This window comes from Streptomyces sp. NPDC018693, from assembly GCF_044391385.1.
GTDB lineage: Bacteria > Actinomycetota > Actinomycetes > Streptomycetales > Streptomycetaceae > Streptomyces.
The window spans coordinates 367595-381149 of the sequence record NZ_JBIRZZ010000004.1 but is presented as its reverse complement, the minus strand read 5'-3'; the positions used below and the strand labels follow the sequence as shown (position 1 = coordinate 381149).

9 protein-coding genes are annotated in these 13555 nt (G+C 70.8%); 3 read left to right on the top strand and 6 right to left on the bottom strand.

The window, feature by feature from the left end:
- The first annotated feature begins 14 nt into the window (after nt 1-14).
- The gene (locus ACH5AC_RS13665; protein WP_398861927.1) at nt 15-1277 is read left to right on the top strand and encodes an MFS transporter; all 1263 of its coding nucleotides are present in this window, start codon (nt 15-17) and stop codon (nt 1275-1277) included.
- 75 nt (nt 1278-1352) lie between these two features.
- On the opposite strand, the gene ACH5AC_RS13660 is transcribed toward ACH5AC_RS13665, so the two are convergent.
- The 6 genes from ACH5AC_RS13660 to ACH5AC_RS13635 form a co-directional block, all read right to left on the bottom strand.
- Nucleotides 1353-4226, bottom strand: coding sequence for a glycoside hydrolase family 2 TIM barrel-domain containing protein (locus ACH5AC_RS13660; protein WP_398861926.1), 2874 nt, complete (start codon nt 4224-4226; stop codon nt 1353-1355).
- 12 nt (nt 4227-4238) lie between these two features.
- Nucleotides 4239-5135, bottom strand: coding sequence for a carbohydrate ABC transporter permease (locus tag ACH5AC_RS13655; RefSeq protein ID WP_398861925.1), 897 nt, complete (start codon nt 5133-5135; stop codon nt 4239-4241).
- On the bottom strand, nt 5132-6097 hold the full coding sequence (locus ACH5AC_RS13650) for a carbohydrate ABC transporter permease (RefSeq protein WP_398861924.1): 966 nt from the start codon (nt 6095-6097) through the stop codon (nt 5132-5134). Before ACH5AC_RS13650 ends, ACH5AC_RS13655 begins: the two co-directional genes overlap by 4 nt.
- A 21-nt stretch (nt 6098-6118) precedes the next feature.
- Nucleotides 6119-7381: an ABC transporter substrate-binding protein gene (locus ACH5AC_RS13645; RefSeq protein WP_398861923.1), complete on the bottom strand. Its 1263-nt coding sequence runs from the start codon at nt 7379-7381 to the stop codon at nt 6119-6121.
- 190 nt (nt 7382-7571) lie between these two features.
- On the bottom strand, nt 7572-8819 hold the full coding sequence (locus tag ACH5AC_RS13640) for an ROK family transcriptional regulator (RefSeq protein ID WP_398861922.1): 1248 nt from the start codon (nt 8817-8819) through the stop codon (nt 7572-7574).
- Between the two features lie 135 nt (nt 8820-8954).
- A complete protein-coding gene (locus tag ACH5AC_RS13635; RefSeq protein ID WP_398861921.1) occupies nt 8955-10199 on the bottom strand; it encodes an FAD-binding protein in 1245 nt (414 codons plus the stop codon).
- Nucleotides 10200-10340: 141 nt separating this feature from the next.
- On the opposite strand from ACH5AC_RS13635, the gene ACH5AC_RS13630 reads away from it, so the two are divergent.
- Both ACH5AC_RS13630 and ACH5AC_RS13625 read left to right on the top strand, forming a co-directional pair.
- The gene (locus tag ACH5AC_RS13630; protein ID WP_398861920.1) at nt 10341-11663 is read left to right on the top strand and encodes a radical SAM protein; all 1323 of its coding nucleotides are present in this window, start codon (nt 10341-10343) and stop codon (nt 11661-11663) included.
- Between the two features lie 259 nt (nt 11664-11922).
- Nucleotides 11923-13419, top strand: a complete 1497-nt coding sequence (locus ACH5AC_RS13625) for a cellulose binding domain-containing protein (protein ID WP_398861919.1) — start codon at nt 11923-11925, stop codon at nt 13417-13419.
- The last annotated feature ends 136 nt before the right edge of the window (nt 13420-13555 follow it).

Sequence of the window (13555 nt, the reverse complement as noted above, 5' to 3'; positions counted from 1 at the left end):
CGTAGGGTTGCCGGGTGACGTACGGGACGCGGCGGGGGAGGACCCGGAAGGCCGACGGCGACGGCGATCAACCGCTTTGGCGGCAACGGGACTTCGGAATCTTCTGGGCCGCGCAGACCCTCTCCGTCCTCGGCGACTCCTTCGCGCTGATCGCGCTTCCGCTGCTGGTCCTGGAGGCCACCGGGTCGGTCGCGCGGATGGGTCTGCTGACGGCGGTGGGCGGGGCCGCCGCGGTCGGCGCGGCGGTGTTCGCGGGGGCCGTGGTGGACCGGGTCGACCGCCGTCGACTGTTGATCGTATGCGATCTGGTGCGCATGGTGCTGTACGGGTCCGTCCCACTGGTGTGGCTGTTCGGGCCCCGCATCTGGCTGCTGTACGCGGTGCTGCCGGTGTGCGAGGCCGTCGGCATGCTCTTCTCCGTCGGCTATGTGACCGTCGTGCGCAGCCTGGTCGGCACGGGCCGGCTCACCGAGGCCAACGGACGGCTGAACGCGACCGCGGCCGCCGCCGGCGTCCTCGGCCCTCTGTGCGCGGGGGTCGTGGCCGCCTGGACCGGACCGGCCGCCGCGGTCGGCGTCGACGCGGCCAGTTTCGGCGTCTCGGCCGCCTGCATGACCGTCGTGCGCTTCCGGGCCCGGCCGGCGGACGACCGGTCGGCGCGGCGGAGCGGGCTCTGGCGGGACCTGCGCGTCGGGATGTCCTTCCTGTGGGGCCACCCGGTGCTGCGCGCGCTGACCGGACTGCTGTTCGTCTTCAGCTTCCTGACGCTCGGGCTGAACGACCTGATCATCTATCACCTCAAGCACGACCTCGGTCACGACGACGGCACCGTCGGCACCGTGATGGCCGTCGGCGCCCTCGGCACCGTCGCCGGCTCCCTGCTCGTGGCCCGGCTGCGCCGCCGCCTCGGCTTCGGGGCCGCCTGGACCGGTTCGGTCGCGGTGAGCGGACTCGCCGTCGCCGGCCTCGGCTGGTCCGGGGACGTGGCCGTGGTCGCCGCCCTCGCCGCGCTCTTCCTCGCCTGTGTCGCCGTCGCGGGCACCTGCTCCATGTCCCTGCGCCAGGAGGTCACCCCCGAACCCCTCCTGGGCCGGGTCACCTCCGCCTACTGGACCCTCCAGTACTCCGCGGCCCCGGTCGGCGCGATCCTCCTCACCTGGACCGCGGAACGCCGGGGAACGGCCCCGGTGGCACTGGCGGCGGGCGGATGCTGCGTGCTGATCGCGGCGGTGGCCCTGCTCACGCCGGTACGGCGGGCGGGGCGGGAGGTGCGGTAGGCCCCCCACACGGCCGCGGCCGGCCCCTTGGGGTGGGGGGCCGGCCGCGGCGGTGTTCCGGGGGACCGGGGGAGGTCAGTCGGTCTCCGAGAACACGAACGAGAACTCGGCGGGGCCGACGGTCAGGAAGTACTGCGGCAACGGGCCCGGGCCGCAGGACTGGGAGCCGACGCCGTGCTGGCCGTGGTCGAGGTTGACCCACACGGTGTCGCCGGGCGTGAGGTCCGTGCGGTGCTGGGCGGAATCGAGCTGCTCGTTCGTCCAGCGGTGGGCGGTGGACCAGAATGCGGGGTCGCCCTCGACGCGCAGGCCGCCCAGCTCTGCCCAGCGGACGTCGGCGCGGGCGCCGTTCTCCTGCGGACGGACATACGGAGTCTGCAGATTGTCTACGGTCGACCGCCAGCTGCCGACCATCGACGCCATCCTGCTGTCCGGATACGCCTCACCCGGACCACCGCCGAACCAGCGCACCGCGTCCGCCGAACCCGGCAGACCGAAGCGGACGCCGAGCCGGGGCAGCGGCACCGTCCAGTCGCCCTCGGGCGTCACGGACACGGTCAGCTTCAGCAGGGTGCCGTCGGAGGTCCAGCGGTACACCGTTCGCAGGCCCACCTCGGCCGCGGCGGGCGCCACCCGGGTCCGTACGGTCAACGCGTCGTCGCCGGGCTCCACGGCATCCAGCCGGTGCTGCATGCGGTGCAGGCCGAGCTTGCGCCACATCAAGCCGAAGCGTGCGTCGGGGTGGCAGTACATGCCGTCGTCGTTGTCCGTCGTCGCCCGCCACACGTCGAGGAGCAGCCCGGTGACCTCCACCGAACCGATCTTCTTCAGGGCACCGGTGCGCGCGTCGAAGGCGGCCGGGCCCAGCGTGATCAGCCCGTCCGTCACCGTGGGTCCGTCGGTCGCCGCAACCGACGGCACCGCGCGTGCCGCGACCGGCAGCTGGCCCCACGCCACCACATGCCCGCGCGGGGCCCAGGCGGTGTCCTCGGCGAGCACCGCCCGCACCGTCCACCCCGTCTCCGCGCCCGACCGGGTCTCCGCGGGCGGTTCCGGCAGCTTCAGCTCGGCCGACTCGCCGGCCGCGAGCGCCGGCACCGCCAGGCTGCCCGACTCGACCGTCTCGCCGTCCACCTGGAACGCCCACTCGAAGGCCAGCGCCGACAGGCCGGCGAAGTCCTGCTTGTTGGTGACGCGGACGACGCCGCCGGGGCCGTCGCCGTCGATCGCGACCGGTTCGATCACCTTCTTGAACTCGACCAGGCCGGGCGACGGCGTGCGGTCCGGGAAGACCAGGCCGTCGCAGACGAAGTTGCCGTCGTGCAGCTCCTCGCCGAAGTCGCCGCCGTAGGCGTAGCCCAGCTCGGCGTGCTTGATGCCGTGGTCGATCCACTCCCAGACGAAGGCGCCCTGCAGCCGCTCGTGCGCCTCGAAGATCCGCTGGTAGTCGGCGAGCCCGCCGGGACCGTTGCCCATGGCGTGCGCGTACTCGCAGAGAATGAAGGGGAGTTCACGCCGCTTGTGGGTGCCGCCGTCGAGGTTGCGGCCGATCCGCTCGACCTCGGCGTGGTCGGCGTACATCCGCGAGTACATGTCGGTGTCACGGCAGTCGATGTCGCCCTCGTAGTGCACCAGACGGGAGGCGTCGCGCCCGTGGATCCACTCGGCCATCGCGGTCAGGCCGCGGCCGGTGCCCGCCTCGTTGCCGAGCGACCAGATGACCACCGACGGGTGGTTCTTGTCCCGCTCGACCATGCGGGCGGCGCGGTCGAGCAGCGCCGGGGTCCAGCGGTCGTCGTCGACGGGGTTGTCCCGCCAGTTCTGCTCGACGAAGCCGTGGGTCTCCAGGTCGCACTCGTCGATCACCCACAGGCCCAACTCGTCGCACAGGTCGAGGAAGGCCGGGTGGGGCGGGTAGTGGGAGGTGCGCACGGCGTTGACGTTGTGCCGCTTCATCAGCAGCACGTCCTCGCGCATGGTCTCCAGGTCGAGGGCGCGGCCCTTCTCCGGGTGCCACTCGTGCCGGTTGACGCCCTTGAAGAGGATCGGCCTGCCGTTGACCTTGATCAGGCCGTCCTCCAGGACGACCGTGCGGAAGCCGACGCGCAGCGGCACCCGCTCGCCCTCGGTGACGAGTGCGCCGTCGTAGAGCTTCGGCGTCTCCGCCGTCCACGGCTGGACGGCGACGGTCGCCGACTCGCCGGTGGCGATGTCGATGCCGAGGTCCGGCACGGTCACCCGGCCGTCGACGTCGGAGTCGACGCGCAGGGTGCCCTCGCCGGTGGTGTGGTCGTAGGAGGCGTGCACGAAGAAGTCGACCGCGCAGCCGGCGGGGCGGTGCAGGAGGGTGACGTCCCGGAAGATGCCCGGCAGCCACCACTGGTCCTGGTCCTCCAGGTAGGAGCCCGCCGACCACTGGTGGACACGCACCGCCAGTACATTGCCGACAGTCTTCAGCAGATGGCCGACCGCGAACTCGTGCGGCAGCCGCGAGCCCTTGAACTCCCCGACCTCCGTGCCGTTCAGCCACACCCGGGCGCACGACTCCACCCCGTCGAACCGCAGAACGGCGCCGCCCTCGGCGAGGTCGGGCCAGTCCTCCGGCAGGTCGAAGACGCGCAGATGGTCGCCGGTCGGGTTCTCGGTCGGCACCCGGGGCGGCTCGACCGGGAAGGGGTAGAGGTGGTTGGTGTAGATGGGGGAGCCGTGTCCTTGCAGCACCCAGTGGCCCGGGACGGTCACCTCGGACCAGTCCCCGGCGTCGAAGCCGTCCGCCGCGAAGGAGTCGTCCTCGGCGTCGGCCGTCCCGGACAGTCTGAAGCGCCAGCTGCCGTTGAGGGAAAGCGACGTGGCGTCCGAGGAGGCGTACCAGGCCCGGGGCGGCAGCGCCCCGGAACCGGGTGAGACGTCCTCGACGTAATCGATGGCCGTTGTGGTGCGGAAAGACATCGGTCTCCTAGCTCAGCCCTTGATACCGGTCTGCGCGATCCCCTGTACCAGCCAGCGCTGGAGGAAGAGGAACACGAACAGCAGGGGAAGGATGGAAATGGCCGTGGCCATGAAGATCAGGTGGTAGTTGACGGTCTGGTTGGTCATGTACGACGACAGCGCCACCTGCACCGTCCAGGCGCTGGGGTCCTGCCCGATGACCAGCGGCCACAGGAAGGCGTTCCAGCCGTTGATGAAGGTGATCGTCGCGATGGCGGCGAAGAAGTTCAGCGAGTTGGGGACGACGACACGCCAGTACGCACCCCAGTAGCCGAGTCCGTCCACACGCGCCGCCTCCTCCAGCTCCTTGGGGAACCCCAGGAAGTACTGCCGGAACAGGAAGCAGGTGAAACCACTGAACAGGCCCGGGACGATCAGACCCTGGAAGGAGTCCACCCAGCCGAGGGACGACACCAGCACGAAGCTGGGCACGAAGGTGACGGCCGCCGGGACCATCAGGGTCACCAGGACGGCGTAGAAGATCTTGTTGGCGTGCTTGTAGGGGATCCGGGCGAGGCCGTAGCCGGCCAGCGAGCAGACCAGCAGTACGCCGACCGTGTGCAGGATCCCGACGACCATCGAGTTCCACAACGACTGGCCGAAGTCGACCGTGGGATCGTCGAACGGCTCGGTGAGGTTGCCCCACTGGATGTCGGTGGGGAACAGCTTCCAGTTCTCGCCGGTGATCTCCGGGTCGGTGGACAGCGCGTTGCGGATCAGCAGATAGAACGGGATCAGGAACAGGAAGGCGGCGACGCCGGTGGCGACGTACAGGCCGGTGGAGCCCATCACCCCGCCGCGCCGGGCGCCGCGCGGCCCGTCGGTCCGCCGCTCGGTCCGCTTCTCGATCTGCGGTGCGGTGGTGGTCACTTGGACTCGTCACCCCTTCCGAAGCCCATGATCCGGCCCTGGAACAGGGTCACGACGCAGATCAGCAGGGTCAGGATCACCGCGCCGGCGCTGCCGCGGCCGTAGTCCTGCTCCTGGCCGAGGGCGGTGTAGTACAGCTCGACCAGGGGCGGCCGGCCCCAGGTGGTGCGTTGCAGCAGGTTGAAGAACTCGTCGAACGCCTGGTAGGCGGCCACGAGCAGCAGCAGGATCACGGCGGTCGAGGTGGCCCGCAGCTGGGGCAGCGTGATGTACCGGAAGGTCTGCCAGCCCGGCTTGGCACCGTCGATCGCGGCGGCCTCGTACAGCTCGTCCGGGATGTTCTGCAGCGCGGCCAGGAAGAGGATCATGTAGAAGCCGGACTGCAGCCAGAGCCGGGCGGTGACGATGACCAGCCAGTACCACGGCGGGTCGGGGTTGGCGAGCCAGGCGATGTTCTCCACGCCGAACCAGCCGAGCACCGTGTTGGCGAGGCCGAAACGGACGCCGTTGAAGATGGACATCTTCCAGATCAGCGAGGCGGCGACATAACTGCACGCGGTCGGCAGGAAGAACACCGACCGGAAGAACGCCCGCATGAACCGCAGCCGGTTCACCAGCAGCGCCAGGCCCAGCGACAGCGCCCAGGTGGTGGGCACGATGATCGCGGCGAAGACGGTGAAGGTGACCAGCGAGCCCATGAAGTCGTCGTTGCCCAGCATCTGCCGGTAGTTGTCGAAGCCGACGAACTCGCTGGGCGTGACGGTGAACCGGGCCTCGAAGAAGCTGAGCCAGATGCTCCAGCCGATGGGGACGTAGACGAAGATCAGCAGCCCGGCGAGGAACGGGCCGGTGAACAGCCAGAAGTTGAAGGTGCTGCTGCCCCGCAGCCCCCGCCGCGGCCGGGCCCCGGGGGCCTCGGCCGCGGCGGGGAGCGCCGGGTCGAGCTTGGTGGTGGTCGACATGACGTCAGTCCGTCCGGGCGCCTACGGGAAGAGCTTCTTCAGTTCGGCGTCGACCTTCGCGTCGCACTTGTCGAGCTCCGCCTCCGGGTCGCCGTCCTTGCGGACGCAGTTGGCGAACACGTCCTCCGTGGCGGTGATCATCGCCTGGGTCCAGCCGATCCGGTCGAAGTGCCCGAACTCGTTGAACAGCTTCACACCCTCGGCCGGCAGGCCCGACTGCAGCTTGTCGGCGCTCTGCGCGATGGAGGTGCGCGGCGGGATGTGGAAGCCGTACGACAGGGCCCAGTCCTCCTGGTACTCCTTCTGGTCGATCCACAGCCACTTCACGTACTCCTTGGCCGCCTCGACGTTCTTGCCCTTGGCGTTGACGAACATCGACCAACCGCCGTTGTACACGGCGGGCTTGCCGGCGTCGGTGACCTTGGGGAACGGCATGACGCCGAGGTCGTCGCCGAGCGCCTGCTGGAACGCCGGCATGGCCCACATGCCGCACCACTGGATGGCGCACAGCCCCTGGTTGAGCGCGGAGGGGTCCCAGAAGTCGGCCGGCGCGTCCAGCAGCAGGTCACCGCTGGTGAAGATCTTGCGCATCGTCTTCAGGCCCGCGACGACGCCGTCCGTGTGGTAGGCGATCTCGTTGTTGTCGGTGAGGGTGTCCGCGCCGGCCGCGTAGATCAGCGGCTGGATGACGGCGTGCAGGTCGTTGCCGAGGAAGAGGCCCTTGACCTTGCTGGTGGTGAGCTTGGCCGCGGCCTCCATCAGCTCGTCGAGCGTCTGCGGGGGCTCGATGCCCGCCTTCTCCAGCAGGGACTTGCGGTAGAAGAAGAACTGCGGGTCGTCGATCATGCGGACGCCGTATATCTTGCCGTCCACCGTGTGCGAGGCGATGTCCGCCTGGTTGAAGTCGTCCTTGACCGGGTCGATGATGTCCGTCAGGTCGGCCACCTGACCGCTTCTGATGAGCTGGATCTGCGGGTGGAACTCGAAGAGGTCGGGCGCCTGGTCGGTGAGCAGGGACGCGAACAGCTTGCTCTCGAAGTTGCCGCCGGTGATCCACTGCGTGGTCACGTTCGCTTCCTTGTACGCCTTCGCGTACTTCTTGATCGCCTGCTCGGTGCCCGCCTCGCCGTAGGCGTGGAAGTACTGGGTCAGGCCGTTGCCCGAACCCGACCCGCTCCGGCCGTTGTTGCCGCCGCACGCGGCCAGCGTGCCGGCGGCGGCCATGCCCGCGGCGGCCCGGAAGAGAGATCGGCGGGACCAGTTGCTGTTGCTCATTGCCGACATGCTGACGTCCTTGTCTCGAGTGCGGCTGCGGCTCCACGGCTTCAGCGCTACGTGGCTCACAATGCGGTGCGGTGCGGGACGTTAACCTTCGGCTAAGGCTTCGGCAAGGGGTTGGACGAAGCCCGTGCGAAACGTTGCGTCCGGTTCGGGATGACGAACACGGGGGTGCTGCGGCGCACCCGCCGCACCGTCAGGAAGGCGGCGCGGTACGGGCCCTCGCGGCGGTGGTGCGCTTGGCGGCGGCCCGCTGCCCGACCGTCTGCAGCGCCCCTTCGAGCGCGAACGTCGCCGCGCCCAGGCACACCGGGTCGGTGGGGATCGGGGACAGGACGATCTCGGTGGCGGCCAGCGGCCGTTTCAGCGCGTGCCGGGCCACGGCCGCACGCACTTCGACCAGCAGCGGCTCGCCGAGCGCGGCCGCGACCCAGCTGCTGAGCACCACCACTTCGGGGTTGAACAGATTCACCAGGTTCGCGATCCCGGCGCCGAGATAGCGCACGGTGTCCCGCACCACCCTGAGCGCCACCGGGTCACGCTCTCGCAGGGCACGGGCCAGCGCGGCGATGGTCGCCGTCTGGTCCTCGGGATGCAGCAGCGCGCTGTCGGGACTCGACTCCCGCAGACTCAGCATGATCCCGGACGCGCCGACGTACGCCTCCACGCAGCCGTGCTTGCCGCAGCGGCACAGCCTGCCGTCCAGGACGATCGTGGTGTGGCCCCACTCGCCGGCGCTGTTGCTCACGCCCCGGTGCAGCCCGCCGCCCAGGACCAGCCCGGCGCCCACCCCGGTCCCGAGGTTGACGACCACGGCGTCACCGCGCCCGCGCGCCGCCCCGAACCACAGCTCGGCCACCGCGCTGGCCCGCAGCGGGTTGTCCAGGTACAGGGGGTAGGCGATGTGCTCGGTGAGCAGGTCGAGCAGCGGCACGTCGTGCCAGTCCCAGTTGGGCGCGTACTCGGCGAAACCCGTCGCGCGGTCCACCTGCCCCGGCACGCTCACCCCGACGCCGAGCACCCGGGCCCCCTCGATCCCGGCCTGCGCGACCACCGAGCCGACGGCGGCGGCGACATGGCCGACCACCTGCCCGGGGAGGCTCTCGCCGGGGCTGACGTCCTCCTCGGCCCGGGCCAGCACGTTCAGCCCGAGGTCGAACAGCTCGACATGGACATACGTCTCCGCGATGTCGACGCCGATCAGCGCGCCCCCCGACGCGTTGACGGCGACCAGGCCGCGGGGACGGCCGCCGGCCGAGTCCTCGAACCCGACCTCGGTGATCATCCGCAGGTCGAGCAGCTCGCCGACGAGGGTGGCGACCGTGGCGAGCGAGAGGCCGGTGGCGGCCGCCAGCTCCTGCCGGGAGGTGGGCGAGTGGGCGATGATCTGGCGCAGCACCTCGTAGCGGTTCGCGGTGCGGATGTCGCGTGATGTGCGCTTCACCGGGCGGGCCCATCCCTTTCCATGCGTGGCCGGGGCAACGTTGCTCCGGCGCCGCGCCAGGCTATGGCGTGCGCGGGCTTTCGACAAGGGATTAGGAAAGGGGTTTATAAAGTCGCCTCCGAGTCGGATTCTCGGTCAGATCCCCAGGGTGTCGCGTACGAAGGCGTTGGTGAACTTGCCGGTCGGATCCAGTTCACGGGCGACGGTCGCGAAGTCGCGGGACCGTGCATACAGTCCACGGACGACGGCCGACGGAATGTCGAACACCTTCCCCCAGTGCGGTCGCGCCGCGAACGGCGCCAGTGCCGCCTCCACCTCCCGCACGACCGGCAGCACGGCCCGTACGTCCTCGACCCAGGTGAAGTGCACGGCGACGGAGTCGCGTCCGTACGCCGGGCTGAGCCACTGCTCGTCGGCGGCGACCGTACGCACTTCGCAGGTCTGCAGTACGGGGGCGACCGTCTCCCGGATACGGTCGATTGCATACAGCACCTCGACGGCCGTCGACCGCTCCATCAGATACTCGCTCTGCAACTCCGCCCCACTGCTCGGCGTGAACTCCGCCCGGAAGTGCGGCAGCCGCTCGTGCCACGGCCCCGGCACCCCGAACTGCTCCGTGCAGTTCTCCGCCGGCATCCCCGGCACCGGATGCAGTTTCTCGGTCGCCGGCGCCGCCCAAGGGAAGTCCACCGGCGCCTGGTCGGTGCGCCGCTTCACCCACACCTGACGGAAGCCCGGCGCCCGCCAGTCGGTGAACAGACTCACGCTGTACGCGGCCCCCGCCACCGCCTCGAAGTCCAGCCCCGCCAGCGGGAGCTCGGTGAACACCTGCTGCTCGACCTCATAGAAGGGCTCCAGGTCCAGAGTGAGCGCGGTGACCACCCCGAGCGCCCCCAGCGACGTCACCACCCCGCCGAACCGCTCCTCACCCCGCCCGATCACCACGACCTCCCCGTCCGCCGTGAGGATCTCCACCTCCCGCACGGCGGCGGCGAGGGATCCGTTGCCGACCCCCGAACCGTGCGTCCCGGTCGCCACCGAACCGGCCACCGAGATGTGCGGCAGCGACGCCATGTTCGGCAGCGCCAGCCCCTCGGCGTGCACCCGGCGGGCCAGCTCCGCGTACCGGACGCCGCCCCCCACCCGCACCGTGCGGGCCGCGGTGTCGACATCGGCGGCCACGGGCAGCTCGTCCAGCGCCACCAGCACACCCTGAGGACCCGGCTCGGCGATCCGGTTGAAGGAGTGCCCGCTGCCCAGCACCCGCACCCGGTCGCTGCCCGCCACCAGGGCGCGCAGGGCGTCGAGCGAGTGCGGGCGGTGCACCTCCTTGGCGGCGTAGGTGATGTTGCCCGCCCAGTTGGTCACGCTCTCGGCCATCCGGTCGCCCTCCCGAAGACATGGGTGTTCCCCCAGGAACGTACCCCGGCCGACCGGCGACACCGGCACCCCGGTCCCGACCCCGCCGTCACGGGGGCATAACGTGAGGAGTCGTACGCCTGAGCCGGGAGGAGAGACGGGATGGGCAGCCGTACCGCGCTGGTCGAGGATCTGATGGAGCGGTTTCCGCATGTGCCGCGGGAGGCCGTCTTCAAGGAGGACCTGCTGCGCGGCGGGGTGGCCTTCGACGCCTCCGCGCTGAGCGACAACGAGAGCGGGGAGGTCAAGCCGAAGTCGTACTTCATCTTCTCCTTCGACCACGGCACCCTGCCGGAGCTGGGCGAGGCCGCGCTGCGCCGCCCGCCGGAGGAGATCATCCTCACCGGCGGCCCGTACGACCTGCGCCGCACCGTCGTCTCCGTGCGCGTCAACCCGGCCTCCCCCTACCGGGTCGCCGCCGACGACGAGGGGCTGCTCGGCCTCTACCTCGACGGGAAGCGGATCGCGGACGTCGGCGTCCCGCCGATGCCGGAGTACTACCGGCACACGCTCTCCAACGGGAAGTCGGTCATGGAGGTGGCCCCCACCATCCAGTGGGGCTACCTCATCTACCTGACCGTCTTCCGGGTCTGCCAGTACTTCGGCGCCAAGGAGGAGTGCCAGTACTGCGACATCAACCACAACTGGCGACAGCACAAGGCCGCCGGTCGACCGTATACAGGAGTCAAGGACGTCGAGGAGGTGCTGGAGGCGCTCGAGATCATCGACCGCTACGACACCCAGAAGGCGTCCACCGCCTACACCCTCACCGGCGGCGCCATCACCAAGACGGTCGCCGGCCGCGACGAGGCCGACTTCTACGGCCACTACGCCAAGGCCATCGAGGAGCGCTTCCCCGGCCGCTGGATCGGCAAGGTCGTCGCCCAGGCCCTGCCGCGCGACGACGTGCAGCGGTTCAAGGACTACGGCGTGCAGATCTACCACCCCAACTACGAGGTGTGGGACCGCCGGCTGTTCGAGCTGTACTGCCCCGGCAAGGAGCGCTACGTCGGCCGCGACGAGTGGCACAGGCGCATCCTCGACTCCGCCGAGGTGTTCGGCGCGCGCAACGTCATCCCCAACTTCGTGGCGGGCGTGGAGATGGCCGAACCCTTCGGCTTCACCACCGTCGACGAGGCCATCGCGTCGACCACCGAGGGCCTGCGCTTCTTCATGTCGCACGGCATCACGCCCCGCTTCACCACCTGGTGCCCCGAGCCCACCACCCCGCTCGGCAAGGCCAACCCGCAGGGCGCGCCGCTGGAGTACCACATCCGGCTGCTGGAGGCGTACCGCGCCACGATGGACGAATTCGGCCTCTCCTCGCCCCCCGGCTACGGCCCGCCCGGCCCCGGCCGCGCGGTGTTCTCCGTGAGCTCCTTCATGGACAGCCTGCCCGCCGAGGAGCCGACGCGGGTGAGGTGACCCGGCGGAACGTTGAGACAAACGGCGTCCGCGTCCGTACCGTAAGCCGGAACCGAAACCCGGTGCACGTAGGGACGCGGACGTTTTGTCGACATGACAACCGGCGGCGGCCGTCGTGGCGAGGCGCTGGTCATGACATCTGAACACCCCGCTTGTCAGTTGTGTGGAAGACGTGAAAAGCTCTGGCCCTGCCGCGAGGTTCCCCCCAACTCCATTGCCGACATGGTGAGTTGACCTCGCATTCGAATGCAGGAGACCCATGCCCGACCTGCCGACCCCTAGGGACGACGCCGAGGCCGCGCTGTTCACCGAGTGCTGGGACGCCGTCCTGTCGTACGCCGATCTGTGCACGTCCGGCTCGACCGCGGCCCACCAGCTGGCCCGCGAGGCGTTCGCGCTCGGCATACGCGAGGCCCGCGCCGCGGAGGACGGTACCCGACGCAGCGCCGGCCGCCGCACGCCCCGCCTGCCCCGCATCCCGATGCTGCTGACCGCCGTACGCACCACGGCGGCCGCCTGGGAAGCCGCGGGCCAGGGCCACAAGCTCGACCCCGATCTGCGCCTGTGGCTCAACTCCGGGAAGGCCGCCCGCTACACCGGCCCGCCGCTGACCCGCCCCATCGCGCTGCGCGGACTGCGCGACATGCAGGAACCGGACGCCGCCCTGCTGTGGCTGGCCGAGGTGGAGGCGCTGCCGCTGCGCGGCGTGGCCCGCCGGCTCGGCCTGGACCCGGCCGCCGCGGCCGAGGAACTCAACCAGGTCCGCGGCCTGTTCCGGGACCGCTGCCACCGCAACCACCTCGACACGCCGATGGGCGCGGAGTGCCGCAGCTACATCCGCCTGCTGGACGCCGTCACCCGCTCGCCGGCCGCCGACACGCCCGAGGACCTCTCCCGCCACCTCGCCACCTGCCAGGAGTGCGCGGAGGCCGCCGCCTGTCTCAGGCTGCACGGCGGCGGACTGCCCGCCGCGCTCGCCCAGGGCGTCATCGGCTGGGGCGGCCTCGCCTACCTGGAGCGCCGCCGCCGGGCCGCCGAGGTGCGCCTCGGCCCCGGCCGCCCCGACGCGCCCGACCCGGACGGCGAGGCCGCCCTGGCCGGCGCCGGCCGGGCGCGCGTCCTGCGCCACGGGCTGCTCGCGGCCGCCGTCCTGGTCTCGCTGCTGGCGCTCGCCGCGTCGCTGATGCCGCTCGGTTCCGCCGGCGACGACGCCGCGGCCGGCACCCCCACCGACGGCACCCCGGTGGCCGGCCCCGGCCTCGCCCTGCCGACCCCCGAGCCGAGCGACTCCACCCCAGGAGGCCCCAGCCCGGTCGGTTCCACCCCGGCCTCCCGTACGCCGGAACAGCCGTCCCCCGCCACCAGCACGACCGCACCCGGGCGCCCCGACCCAGAACCCCAGGGCACGTCCTCCCCGACCGCCGACGACAGCCCCGACAGCACGGCCTGCTCGGCCCGCTACGACCTCGTCCACCAGTGGAACGACGGCTTCCAGGCCACCCTCACCGTCACCACCGCCGACGCCCTCGACTCCTGGCGCGTCGCCTGGTCCTTCCGGGACGGCCAGCGCGTCACCCAGATGTGGGACGCGGGCTTCGACCAGAACGGCACCCGCGTCACCGCCACGGCCGCCGACTACAACAAGACCGTCACCGAGGGCGGTTCGCTCTCCTTCGGCTTCCTCGGCACCTGGCAGGGCACGAACTCCGCGCCCCACGCGTTCACACTCAACGGGCGGCCGTGCACGGAGTCCTGACCCCGAGAACGGCGAAGTGGGAAAACCGTTGGCGCTCAGGCAGGGACCTCTCCTAGGCTGAGCGCCGAGAACGACCCCGACGAGAACGACAGGAGGTGTGACCGATGGCTGTCTCTGTGATGGGTGCTGTGCGCCA

Bases quoted from the DNA above. Each gene is read 5' to 3' on its own strand.
- ACH5AC_RS13635 (WP_398861921.1), bottom strand. From the start codon at position 10,199: ATGGCCGAGAGCGTGACCAACTGGGCGGGCAACATCACCTACGCCGCC.
- ACH5AC_RS13660 (WP_398861926.1), bottom strand. From the start codon at position 4,226: ATGTCTTTCCGCACCACAACGGCCATCGATTACGTCGAGGACGTCTCA.
- ACH5AC_RS13650 (WP_398861924.1), bottom strand. From the start codon at position 6,097: ATGTCGACCACCACCAAGCTCGACCCGGCGCTCCCCGCCGCGGCCGAG.
- ACH5AC_RS13625 (WP_398861919.1), top strand. From the start codon at position 11,923: ATGCCCGACCTGCCGACCCCTAGGGACGACGCCGAGGCCGCGCTGTTC.
- ACH5AC_RS13630 (WP_398861920.1), top strand. From the start codon at position 10,341: ATGGGCAGCCGTACCGCGCTGGTCGAGGATCTGATGGAGCGGTTTCCG.
- ACH5AC_RS13645 (WP_398861923.1), bottom strand. From the start codon at position 7,381: ATGTCGGCAATGAGCAACAGCAACTGGTCCCGCCGATCTCTCTTCCGG.